The 12,413-nt window shown below is 38.2% G+C and carries 10 protein-coding genes; 1 reads left to right on the top strand and 9 read right to left on the bottom strand.

The features are described from left to right. Nucleotides 1-229: 229 nt before the first annotated feature. Both H8744_RS01715 and H8744_RS01710 read right to left on the bottom strand, forming a co-directional pair. A complete protein-coding gene (locus H8744_RS01715; RefSeq protein ID WP_262433189.1) occupies nucleotides 230-1,177 on the bottom strand; it encodes a phosphoribosylaminoimidazolesuccinocarboxamide synthase in 948 nt (315 codons plus the stop codon). Between the two features lie 8 nt (nucleotides 1,178-1,185). Beyond that, nucleotides 1,186-2,199 (bottom strand): PhoH family protein, encoded by a 1,014-nt coding sequence (locus H8744_RS01710; protein ID WP_262433188.1) that lies wholly within the window; start codon nucleotides 2,197-2,199, stop codon nucleotides 1,186-1,188. A 295-nt stretch (nucleotides 2,200-2,494) separates the two neighbouring features. Here H8744_RS01710 and H8744_RS01705 point away from each other — a divergent pair, with 295 nt between their 5' ends. After that, nucleotides 2,495-3,811: an ATP-binding protein gene (locus H8744_RS01705; RefSeq protein WP_305067323.1), complete on the top strand. Its 1,317-nt coding sequence runs from the start codon at nucleotides 2,495-2,497 to the stop codon at nucleotides 3,809-3,811. Between the two features lie 61 nt (nucleotides 3,812-3,872). On the opposite strand, the gene H8744_RS01700 is transcribed toward H8744_RS01705, so the two are convergent. The 7 genes from H8744_RS01700 to H8744_RS01670 all read right to left on the bottom strand — a co-directional run bounded on the left by H8744_RS01700 (nucleotide 3,873) and on the right by H8744_RS01670 (nucleotide 12,399). Next, nucleotides 3,873-4,541 (bottom strand): DUF5715 family protein, encoded by a 669-nt coding sequence (locus tag H8744_RS01700; protein WP_262433187.1) that lies wholly within the window; start codon nucleotides 4,539-4,541, stop codon nucleotides 3,873-3,875. Nucleotides 4,542-4,649: 108 nt separating this feature from the next. Beyond that, nucleotides 4,650-6,296, bottom strand: coding sequence for a flotillin family protein (locus H8744_RS01695; RefSeq protein WP_262433186.1), 1,647 nt, complete (start codon nucleotides 6,294-6,296; stop codon nucleotides 4,650-4,652). Between the two features lie 46 nt (nucleotides 6,297-6,342). Continuing rightward, the gene (locus H8744_RS01690) at nucleotides 6,343-6,840 is read right to left on the bottom strand and encodes a hypothetical protein (protein ID WP_262433185.1); all 498 of its coding nucleotides are present in this window, start codon (nucleotides 6,838-6,840) and stop codon (nucleotides 6,343-6,345) included. 234 nt (nucleotides 6,841-7,074) lie between these two features. Beyond that, a complete protein-coding gene (locus H8744_RS01685; RefSeq protein WP_262433184.1) occupies nucleotides 7,075-7,344 on the bottom strand; it encodes a hypothetical protein in 270 nt (89 codons plus the stop codon). Nucleotides 7,345-7,359: 15 nt separating this feature from the next. Continuing rightward, complete coding sequence (locus H8744_RS01680; protein WP_262433183.1) at nucleotides 7,360-10,185, bottom strand: DUF4906 domain-containing protein; 2,826 nt, start codon at nucleotides 10,183-10,185, stop codon at nucleotides 7,360-7,362. Nucleotides 10,186-10,206: 21 nt separating this feature from the next. Further along, nucleotides 10,207-11,139, bottom strand: coding sequence for a FimB/Mfa2 family fimbrial subunit (locus H8744_RS01675; protein ID WP_262433182.1), 933 nt, complete (start codon nucleotides 11,137-11,139; stop codon nucleotides 10,207-10,209). Between the two features lie 147 nt (nucleotides 11,140-11,286). Next, complete coding sequence (locus H8744_RS01670) at nucleotides 11,287-12,399, bottom strand: FimB/Mfa2 family fimbrial subunit (protein WP_262433181.1); 1,113 nt, start codon at nucleotides 12,397-12,399, stop codon at nucleotides 11,287-11,289. Nucleotides 12,400-12,413 lie beyond the last annotated feature (14 nt).

Genomic DNA, 12,413 nt, shown 5'->3' with positions numbered 1-12,413 from the left:
AGAGGAGTTGATTAATTAATAATGAATAGTGAAAAATTGAAAACGAAGAGGAGCATGACAAATGATGAATAATGATGAGAAAATAATGAAAAGTGAAGGGAATTGGCCGGGTAAAGAGGATACATAATTAAGTATTTAACGCCTAACCTGCTGCTTTTAATCCATTCCTCTTCGTTTTTCATTATTAATTATTTATTGATTAGTGCCTCTCTTCGTTTTTCATTATTAATTATTCATTATTAATTGATTTAACTACATTTTTCTCGATACGTTCAGCAATGTTGCTTGTATCTTCCTTGACGAATTTCTCTCCTGTGATGTTTTCAAATAGTTCGATGTAACGGTCGCTGATGCTTTGTACGATTTCAGGTGTCATTTCCGGAACTTTCTGTCCATCCTTTCCTTGGAATCCGTTATCCATCAACCATTCGCGTACAAATTCTTTTGAAAGCTGTTTTTGGGGTTCACCTTTCTCGAAACGTTCCTGATATCCATCCGAATAGAAATAGCGGCTGGAGTCCGGGGTATGGATTTCGTCCATCAGGTAGATCTTGCCATCGTGTTTACCGAATTCATACTTTGTGTCTACAAGGATCAAACCGCGTTTGGCTGCTATTTCTGTTCCGCGTTTAAAAAGAGCCAACGTATATTTCTCCAAGGTGGCATACTCTTCCGGGGTAGCAAGCCCTTGTTTCAGAATCTCCTCTTTAGAAATGTCTTCGTCATGAAGTCCCATTTCTGCTTTTGTAGTCGGAGTGACAATCGGTTCCGGGAATTTCTCGTTCTCGCGCATACCATCCGGCAATTTCACACCGCAGATTTCACGGACACCACTTTTATAAGCACGCCATGCGCTTCCACAGAGATAGCCACGTACGATCATTTCAACCGGGAAACCTTCGCAAAGTACTCCTACTGTCACCATCGGATCGGGTGTGGACAGCTTCCAGTTAGGGCAGATGTCGGTTGTTGCATCAAGGAATTTTGCAGCAATCTGGTTCAACATTTGTCCTTTGTAGGGGATACCTTCGGGCAGCACTACATCAAAGGCCGAAATACGGTCGGTAGCTACCATGACAAGTTTTTCACCGTTGATGTTGTATACATCGCGTACTTTTCCGTGATATACGCTTTTTTGTCCCGGAAAGTTGAAATCAGTTTTTGTTAATGCTTTCATTTTGTTATTTATTTAGCGATTTGCAAATTACCGTTTTTATGTATTTCCTCTGCCTCTGCTTTACGCTTTTCACGTTCGGCTTTTTGTTCTTTATCGAATTTCTCATAAGCATCGACAATGCGTTCTACCAACTTATGGCGTACAATGTCCTTTTTGTTCAATTCTACGAAACTGATGCCTTTTACTCCTTTTAGTATACGCATGGCCTGTACCAGTCCCGAAGATTGTGAAGAGGGCAGGTCGATCTGTGTCATATCACCGGTTACAATCATTTTAGTGTTCATGCCCATTCGGGTGAGGAACATCTTGATTTGTTGGGTGGTTGTATTCTGTGCTTCGTCAAGAATGACTACCGCATCATTCAGCGTGCGTCCGCGCATGAAAGCGAGCGGGGCAATCTGTATGATGTTCAGCTCCATATATTCTTTCAGTTTGGCAGCAGGAATCATGTCTTGCAGAGCATCATATAATGGTTGCAGATAAGGGTCGATTTTATCTTTCATGTCACCGGGCAGGAATCCTAGCTTTTCTCCGGCTTCTACAGCGGGGCGGCTTAGTATGATCTTTTTGATTTCCTTATTTTTCAAAGCTCGTACTGCCAAGGCGATTGCTGTATATGTTTTACCCGAACCGGCGGGACCGATAGCGAATACCATATCATTTTTGGCAAAACCTTCCACTAATTTCAATTGATTCTCGCTGCGTGGTATAATCGGTTTTCCCGTCACACTGAAGACAATGACGTTTCCTGCTTTCTCTGCTTGGGGAGCATTTCCTTTGATGATATCGATGATAACTTCTTCTTTCAGAGAATTATAGTCGGCACAATATTTCTCTAGTTTCACAATGTTTTCTTCAAAAGCACACATCTCCTCCTCGTCACCCAGTACTTTGATTATATTTCCGCGGGCAACGATACGTAGCTTGGGGTACAAAGCTTTAATTAATTGTATATTGGCGTTGTTTACACCGTAAAAAATCACCGGATCAATATCCTCAAGAACAATAACTTTTTCTATCATTGAATCATTTTAAAGAAAAATATCCGCAAATTTAGTGAAAGGTTTGGATACTTTGCTTGTTCTTGCCTAAATATTTTAGGGTGTCAGCTTTCCTTAGAGGCAAGTTTGCTTTTTTAGAGCATTTGGGAAGTATATCTGCTTGAAGCTGGTGGATTGCTTTCTAATGTTTTCGAGAGTTGCAAGATGGATAATCAATTTACATTTCTATACTTTTCTTTGTTATGTCCGTTTTGCTAAAAATAGGAACATATTTTGTGCGTTTTTGCCATTTTTAGGAACATAAAATTGATTTGTTATGGAATTGTATCGTAGTATCATTGAGGATTTAAGAAGCTGGAAAGAGAGACCGGATAGAAAACCCCTAATCCTGAAGGGAGCCAGACAGACCGGTAAGACATGGATATTGGAACATTTCGGTCATACGGACTTTGAACATGTGGCAAGTTTCAATTTTGACAAAGATGAGTCATTGAATGAAATATTTGATAATACGAAAGATCCGGAAAGGATTGTTCAGCAACTAAAATTGCATACGGATAACCCTATCTTACCCCATAAGACTCTGATTGTTTTTGATGAAATCCAAGAATGTAACAAAGCACTGAACGCCTTAAAATATTTCTGTGAAGATGCGCCTGAATATACAGTTGTTGCAGCTGGCTCTTTATTGGGGGGCGAATTATCCAAGGGGGATTCGTTTCCGGTAGGAAAGGTTGAATTTCTGGAACTATATCCATTGACTTTTAAAGAATTTCTGAATGTCAATGACGAGAAGTTATACCAATTTGTAGAAGAATTGTCCGTTATAGAACCTCTTCCTCAGATTGTGGTGGATAAACTGACAGAATTCTATCGCCAATATCTTATTGTGGGTGGAATGCCTGCCGCTGTGAAAGCATTTATGGAAAATAGGGGGATGGAGGCAGTGAAACGAGAACAACGTTTTATTCTAGATGCATATTCACTTGACTTTTCTAAGCATGCGGACAAGAAAGATATACCACGAATTATTAGCGTATGGAATTCGATACCGAGCCAGTTAGCAAAAGAGAACCGAAAGTTTATTTATAAAATGGTAAAACCGGGGGTGAGAGCGCGGGATTACGAGGATGCTTTGTTATGGTTGGAAAATGCAGGACTGATTTATCGCGTTTTTTGTTGTTCGAAACCATTTTTGCCGCTTAAAAGTTATGATGATCTTTCCGCGTTTAAGATATATCTTTCGGACGTAGGTTTGTTGCGTGAGTTGGCAGGTTTGCCAGCGGAAGTTGTTCTGTCAGGGAATGCGACTTATACAGAATTTAAAGGTGCATTGGCAGAAAATTATGTATTGCAGTCTTTGGTATGTCAATTAGAAATATTGCCTCGTTATTGGGCATCAGTAGGCAAGGCGGAAGTTGATTTTGTTATCCAGATGGGTGTTAATATTGTTCCTGTTGAAGTAAAATCGGATACTCGGCTTGGAGGAAAAAGTCTGTCTGTATATGATCTGAATTATAAGCCGGCATACAAAGTCAGGTATTCATTGAATAATCTTAAAAAGGACGGTAACTTGATAAATATTCCCCTTTATCTTGCAGACTGGACAACGAAACTTGTATCCATTCAATAAAGAAGATGATGTAATCGGGTAATTGCGTTTCAGGCAATTACCCGAGATTTTTCCAACTTCATCATCTTGCCGTGATATGGAAGCAACCTTGTTTCAATTCATATTTGATATAGCATTTATCCGCCTTCTTCAAATCCCTCAACACTTCGGACAATACCAGTTTCAGAGTATCTGCGCTGACATCTTGTAAAGGTCTTCCGTCTTCATCCTCTATTTTCTTGAAACGTTTCCAACTCACGTCGAAAGTTGTTCCATAGAAATGGGCAGAGTTTTTGGAAGCATTTCCATTACGCTTGCGCAACCGTTTTACATCATCCTGCGTGCGAAGTACGGAAGTCACTATAACTTGGTTAGGATTCAATCCTTTTGCTGTAAGCGAATCGAGGAAGTTGGCACCGATAGTGTCGAGCAACATGCTGGCGCGCGGAGTAAGGTAGGGGATGGAGTGTGTCAGGGAGTCTACACTATAATACTCATTAGAGGCGATATGTACCAATTTCTCTTTCATCTGTTCCGCTTCTTCACGCGAATTTAACGGTTGGATGCCTGTGTTTTTGGCAACCTTCAGATGTATGTCGTTCAAATCACCGAACGAACGTTTGTAGCTGATGACTCCTTTTATATTTCTTGGCTCATTCAGTTTGAGCGACATGTCTTTCTTCTTGCATCCTGCAAGGGTGGTGAGTCCGATAAGTAAGAATAAACAGATTGGATAATGATAACGGTACATGGATAAAAATATATTTTTGTTTTGTAGCTGCAAAGATATACTTTTTGCATCAAAGGCATAAAAATGCAGGTGAATAATGTTTCCATCAGTCACCTGCACAATTAATTTTTATTTCTTCTTCTCCTCTTTCTTTTCTTCTTTCTTTCCCTCTTCTTTTTCTGACGGGTGAATGATTCCCTTCACTGTCTCTCCAATCGGAAGTTTATCGAGTACTCCCAAACTGGGTGCTACCGTCTTAACCAAAGTATTCAGGAAATTGCTTGTACTTCCGTTTCCTCCGTCGAATACGGTGATATTTCCTAAATTCATATGTTCGAATGCCTTCACCTGTTCTCCGGCAATCTCTTTCCACTGGTCTACCATCTTGTATTGGATGGCAATGGCCGGATTGGACTCTGCCGCACGTACCATGGCTTCAAAACCTTCCGCTTCGGCCAGTAACGAGCGTTTCTTTCCTTCCGCTTCCGCTTCCAGTTTCATTTGGATTGCTTTTGCCTCTGCTTCTGCCTGTGCCAATGTCGCTTTTGCGCGTGCTTCAGCTTCGCGGGTGATTTTTTCTGCTACGGCTTCCGCCTGTAAGATCGCTTCTTGGCGGGCTACCTCTGCCGGAACAATCTTTTCTGCTTTCAATGAAGACTCCACTTTACGTGCTTTGGCTTCTTCTACCTCTTTCTGGGCAATTTCGCGGGCAGTCTGAACGGCTGCTTCCGATTTGGCGGCTGCTTCACCGGCCTCCTTGTCTGCATTCGCTTGCGTTACGGCAAGTTCGGCATCCGATTTTGCAATCTCTTTTTGTGCCTCATTCCGACCGATGGCTGCCTTCTTTCCGGCTTCAGCCTGTTTGATTTCCATATCCGAATTCAATTCAGCTATGCGGCTCTCTTTTTCGGTATTTGCTTGTTCGATACGAATGTTCTTGTCTGCTTCCGCTTTAGCTACCTGCGATTCTTTCTCGGCATTTGCCAAAGCTACCTGTGAGATACGATCCTTATCTGCATTAGCCACTGAGATTTCCTGTAACTTTTTGGTTTCGGCAATGGCTATATCCTGGTCTTTTCTGGTTTCCGCTACTTTCGTTTCGCGTTCCTTTATCTGGTTGGCGATTTTGATGGCACCCAGTTTCTCTTGTTCTTCAATGTTAGCCTGTGCCTCATTCTGCGCCTTACTTTCAGCTTCTTTACCTAAGTTTACGATATAGTTGGCTGCATCGCGAATATCACTGATGTTAATATTCATCAGGTACAAACCGAATTTACGCAATTCCGTATCAATATTATCTTTTACCTTCGACAGGAACTTGTCACGGTCCGAATTCAATTCTTCGATCGTCATATCGGCAATGACCAGACGCATCTGTCCGTAAACCACATCCGTAATCAGGTTTTGTTTGTCGTCCATGGTCAGCCCCAGCATACGTTCCGCTGCATTTTGCATTACTTCCGGATCTGTGCTGATAGCGACTGTGATAGTAGTCGGTACATCTACACGGATATTTTGTGCGGATAGTGCCCCTGTCAACTTACAATCGATCTGCATCGGTTTCATCGACAAGAATTCATACCCTTGCACGATAGGCCATACGAATGCTGCTCCACCGTGGTAAAGTTTGGCGGATTTCTTATCGCCTCCCGTCTTACCATAAACAACTAATACTTCGTCACTTTTACATTTGCGATAGCGGGAAAGGATTCCGATAAATGTAAGTAGAATCACTGCTACCAGAATGGCAGCCATAATCATCATTTCCTGAGTCATAGTTTTCTCTTGTTTCTGAGTTTATTAATTAATTATTTTTCAATTCTCAATTTATGTAAAGAACTCCTTCTTTATAAGCAGATATGATAGCTTTGTCGCCCGTTTGGTACTTTTTAGCTGTTTCGGATGTCACGTCCACCTCTCTCATTGCTCCGTCTCGTTTCACCTGTACGGAGTATTTCCCTTCACCCCGGTTGAAGTAAATAGTGCATTCGCGTCCCACCAACTGGTCCGTTTTCTCAGCACGATTCACTTGTTGCAATTGGTAAGCCTTTTTATAAAGGTACCATACTGCAATTACGAACAATAGCCCTACGGCTATCCCGATGATGTAAGTCATTACGTCCGGTGTCTGTTGCAGATACATATACCATCCGAACCCGATGCCAAAATGCGTCAGACCTTTGAAAGATACCACACTGCTGATGTCCGTGTCAACATCCGTGTCTGCATCTATATCCCCGAAGAAGATGGATAGGATGAATTGAACGAGGAAAATGCCTGTCGTGACAAGAGCGATGATTAGAAAAATATTACTACTCATAGCTTACTGTATTAATGGTTTGTAATTGTTTACCCTCCAAATATACGATTTTTTTTGTATAGCAAATATATTTGTATAGAAATCATTTGTAGGAAATAAAAAAAAGTCCCCACCCACTTACTTCTATCTTCTCAGACGGACTTGTAAGTGGGGTGAGGAACACAAACAAAACAAACAATATATTCTTAATATAAAAAGGGATATCTTAATTCTGTCTATTGATTCTGAAAATACTTATGCTTTTGGGCATTCTATTATCATTTCCGAATCAGAACACAGGCTGATCGGACATTTCTCGATGAGAGTCATCAGATCCACTTCAACGCGATCGACAATGATATCGTATGTATCGTTGATGAACTGTTTGATTTTCACCAACCCATTCAACAGTTGTTTGACGAGTTGGGCTGATCGCTCATAGGCATACCATTTGCCTTCTTCTTCATACAGATATACCTGATAGGTGTTTTCTGATTCGCGAGATAAGATGTCGAGCATTTCCATAATATATTAGTTTTTTTATTCGATAATTCTGCCATTTGAATCTATATCAACATCTCGGACACATCTTAAAGATATATCGTATTTATAATTATATTGATCTAGAAATAATATACCATCATTATATCCAAAATGTCTGTTGCCATTATATTTCCACTCCGTTCGTGAGTAAGCTCTATATCCATTTTTATATACATATTCAGGATTTTGTATATACATTATCATAAATTCTCTTTGATTTGGAGTTCTCCATTTACCTTTATCGCTTTCATCTACTTTTTCACAATATGTTGAACATTTACTTAAATGTGCATTACCAATGTTTACAAATTCTAGCCATGTACCCTTTCCTGCTTCTGCCGAATGAAATTCTTTTGCCATTTGAAAACCTTTATATGGTCTGTTGCTTATACTAAAATTATCATGTAACCCTAATTCACCACTCGAAACTTTACCACGTATATTTTTTGAATCCATTATGCTGAGGCTAAATACATGTGTCGTTGGATTGTATGTAAATACATTACCGACTATAATATTTTTTTCTTCTGCGTTATCCAAATTCATATCAAGATTTAAATTACGGACACATCTTAATGTCTGCGGTTGACCTGCATATCCTCTACTTCCGAATGAACATCCTTCTTCTCCCCAAAGTTTCTGATTATCACTCATCATATAATGAAATCTTGTATCTCCATTTAAAGAAACAGTACCTTCAGGATAAGCATCTGCATCAAATAACGGAGTTGTTAAACTTTCTGCTCCTAAAAACATACCGGTTAATTGATTTGTGGCAGGTAAATACCATTTTATTTCTTCCGGATCTATTTTTCCATTATTATTTTCGTCTCTATTGCGTGATAGACAAGCAGCCCATGCATTTTTTTCACTCATACTAAAAGTGTATTGGTCTATAGCAGGAGTAGTCATTGTGGTATAATCGTTCCATTTTGTGTCTTTTATGTATGAATACATATTATAATATCCATTTGATTTACTCCAGCCTCCGTCAGGAGCTTCTGGGCTATATGTTGAAGGTACTCCTGTTTCGTTTATATGTTCCATACCCAGTGCTGATTGAGTGCTATTAAAGCTAGTAGAACTGTAATAAGTCTGAATAGATCTTTGGGTAATTAAATATCGAGCATCTGCATAGCTACTTTCTCCATCCTTACTATAATCAGGAGTAAAAAGTATCATTACATATCTATTCTCTTTGTTTACAAAATGCTTCCAATAAGGGGTATCCCATGTTTGACCCGTTGGAGGCTTGGTATAATAGTACTCATCAATAAATACAGTGTAGTAAAATGTTTTGCTGTCATTGCCTGATTGATTTATGATATCCGATGATAAACTAAATAAATCTATAAGCCCTTCACCATATCTCGGATATTTTTCTAGTTTGCCAGAGGCGTTACGTGAGTTGCGTTTAAATCTAATCCATTTGTAATCACCGTATAGTCTTTCCGATTCTAGAGTCTCATGAGTAACTGTTGAAAAAGGTGTTTTAACCATAAAACTTAACTCCCGGGCATCTTTTTTTGTCAAACCTATAATGAAGCAATTGTAGTGAGCATCTAATGTATATACTTTAGTTTGGGCATCTATTACATCGCCTTCTACTCCAGGACGTCTTTCGTTTTCATCCTTTACCTCTACTCGTATATCCTCTGTATCATTAATCTGAATTATATATGTATACTTTTTATTACGTTCACTACGAAAATTTGTATAATCATTATTTCCACCACCTAGATGAATTACATAAGTTACTTCTGCAACTTTCTTTCCTCCAGTAGTGTTACTTTCAAGCTCCATATTGGCTTTGATTTCAACAAATGTAGCATATTTTTGCACATATTTATATTCGCCTGTATTTTTTCCTGATTCTTTTATTTCTTCTTCTCTTTGTGCATAATTTTTTATTTCTTCTCCTTCGTATTGTTGTGCGTATTTCCTATTTTCAAGCATATAAAAGTCAAAAGAACAGGACTTATCTGATATCGTTACTTTTTGATCGGCTGCACTCTCTGAATAATATTTATTATCCTGTTTTACTGCGTCTTCCTCTTGTGAAAAAAGATAAGATATAACAGGTACATTATAGACTTTCCATTCTTTTAATTCAAATGAAGTTACTTTGGAATCTTTTCCACCCCAAGATATATTAAATGTTATATGTGAATCTAAACGTTCTAATATTATTGTTCCGTCTAATGTGCTATTTTTTATGGGTATGATACACAAGCCTTCTTCGTCAATAGAAGAATTGTCTGTACCTTTATATGCTCCGGACATAACCAATGAAGCTTGTGTGCGATCTACTTGTGCGGCTTCTGTTTTTGAATTTAGAGTTGCTGTAATCTTCTTTAGTTCGTTAATATTACTAACTTTATCTAATTGTTTTTTTAAATTTTCTTCCCCGTCCAATTGGTTTGTGCTAACATTTGCGGCAGCAAAAATATAACTCTTCCCACTAGTCGTTTGAATCTTACTTATAGTTCCATGAGTGGGGTTATCATTATTTCCATTAAGATTATTGATTTCGGAATCATTAATATCATAAAATTTAGTTCCTTTTTTTATATTTCCATTAGAATCAAAAATTAGTAAATACAAGTCATTTATCTGGAATTCTTCTTCATCACGTAATCCGCGGGTCACAACTTGATTCATCGCTGGTAATGATAAATTGAAATTTATTTCTACAGGTATACCCTCTTCCACTTCGAGCTTATTTACGACCTTTTCATCTAAACATGAAAAAAGTAAGATTGTAATAAAGATAAAACCGAATGATTGCTTTATAGATGCTAATATGTTGTTTTGCTTTTTCATACGTAATTCCTCCTTTGCTAATTAGTTAAATGATGGTACGTTTACAGTAATGTATTCCCATTTTTCTACCTCATATTTGAGTGATGAAGTCACTGCTACTTCATTTGTTATACTTGTGACATTAAATTTATATAAGTTGTTACGAAGAATATCTAATTGGGTACTTCCATTCTTGAATTCTATTGTATATTCTTTGCCATATACAATGGTACCATTTGTTGTAGTGAGGTTGCCGAGTATTTTTATTTTCGAAATTTCAGAATCTGCTTTATCTATATTATTATATTCTGGTATGTATAATCTATATATTTTTTTACTAGGTATAGGTTGAAAAAATGATGCATTTGTTCGAATTTGACTGGCGTTTGGAATAGACGGTGTGTCTAATCCATTCATAGGGGCACAAAAACCTTGATTGTTAAAGTGATCAACGGTTATATTAGTTATATTGAAGTGGCTAAAACCTTCTCCATCGGTATTAAAGATAACATCTACTCTGGCAATGGCGCGGTATAAACTTAAGTTTCCCTTATTCACGCCTGTATGTAATATTCCATCTATTTGGCTAATACCCCACATTGGAATATATTCTTTAGAAGAATCTCTGAATTGCCAAGATGAATTAAGGGCATAGTCGAATTTTAATGCATTATATAAATCTTCTTTAGTCTGATTAGTTACCAATTGAGGTGCTGTTACTCCTCTTTTGGCTAGGTTTGTAAGTACTATGATCTCTATACCATTAGTATAGGTTGAATAGTCTTCTTCTAATATTCCAAAGATGGTGCGAGTTGCATCTCCATCATTACCTGTAATCTGCGGGTTGTTTATCTGTTCAATGAATTTATCATCTTTACTGAAAATATAAATGCTTACATCATTGATATATCTTTCATATGAAAAATCATAGGGGCTTGATGTCTCATTGACATTTCCTGTCTCTGATAGCTTCATTGTTAAGTGAATCTGTGTCTTACCAGATTCTTTATCTGAGGGATATGTGCTAATTATATCCTCGCTTATACAAGACGTAAACGTGATGCAAACAAGTGTCAACAGATAATATGTTAATTTTAATCGCCTCATTGTTTTGTTTCTTATTTAAAGTTCGAAGTCATTTATATTCACGATCCAGTCATTGATCTGTATCACTGTTTTTATTAATGTCAGATTTTCATCTACGAAGAAAATCATTCCAAAATTATTCTCACGGTCAAGATATTCTTGCAAAGGCATTTGGATCTGGTTCTGTTGCTTCAATAGACTTATATATCCGATGAGTGATTCGTTGGGAAGAAGGCTGTTACCGGTCTCTTTATTGACAATATTCAATATTGGCTTCTGAGTTTCTAAAAGACGTGCTGTACTGAATTCTGCTACAGCGGCCGGGTACTCTTCTTCTGTGTTTTGGTCTGCACTCATGGCACGTGTCTTGATTTCAGATGTTTCTGTGATAAATGGTTTGTAAGTCAGTAGATTATCATCCATTAATGTGTTATCGTAATTCATCTTTCCATTAGTGTCATAGATGGCATATGTGAATTTATCATCGCTAATGGCTCTGGATGCGGGAATACGTGTGTTAGGATTTTGGTTTACTTGTGCAATGACGATGCGTATGTTATTTGTATTTTTTACAAGTCCAATGGTTGTGATTTTTTCTCTTTTACTGCCTGCTGCTTTTGTCGTAGCTAATTTGCTTTCTCCATCAATTGCTTCACCGTGCCACAGAGGGGAGAGGTCTTTATCAACAATATATTTACCTTCGTCATTACGCGTTACTGCGTCGCGTTGAGTAAGTACAACGAGGTCTTCTAATTTTGAGCTGTTGGGCACCATCAAAGGGATAGCGAACGATTCGTTGTCCAATCCTGCCCAAGTTACTAAATGATATTTTGTAGGGTCGAGATTTACATCCATAGCGTAAGTGCCGTCTGCTAATGGGGCACCTTCTTGGGTTCTCTGGTCTACGAAATTTCCTTCGTCATCAAAGAAATAAAGCGTGATCGATTTCACTTCTTGTGAGAAAGCATCTAATCCTTTGCCATCTCCATACATGTTATAGTCATACCTGAACTTTACCCGGTATTTGATGCTGCAATCGCCTTCCTCAAAATCGAGGATAGAATCGCAAGATGCGATTGCACCAGCTAATACTGTAAGTAACAGTAATCTGCTTGCTCTTTTCTGTATGTTAGAGAATAATTGTTTCATGCTTTCTTGTATAT

Origin of the sequence: Jilunia laotingensis (assembly GCF_014385165.1) — a bacterium.
Taxonomy (GTDB): Bacteria; Bacteroidota; Bacteroidia; order Bacteroidales; family Bacteroidaceae; genus Bacteroides; species Bacteroides laotingensis.
The sequence above is the reverse complement of the archived record's forward strand: the minus strand, read 5'-3'. Positions and strand labels throughout refer to the sequence as shown.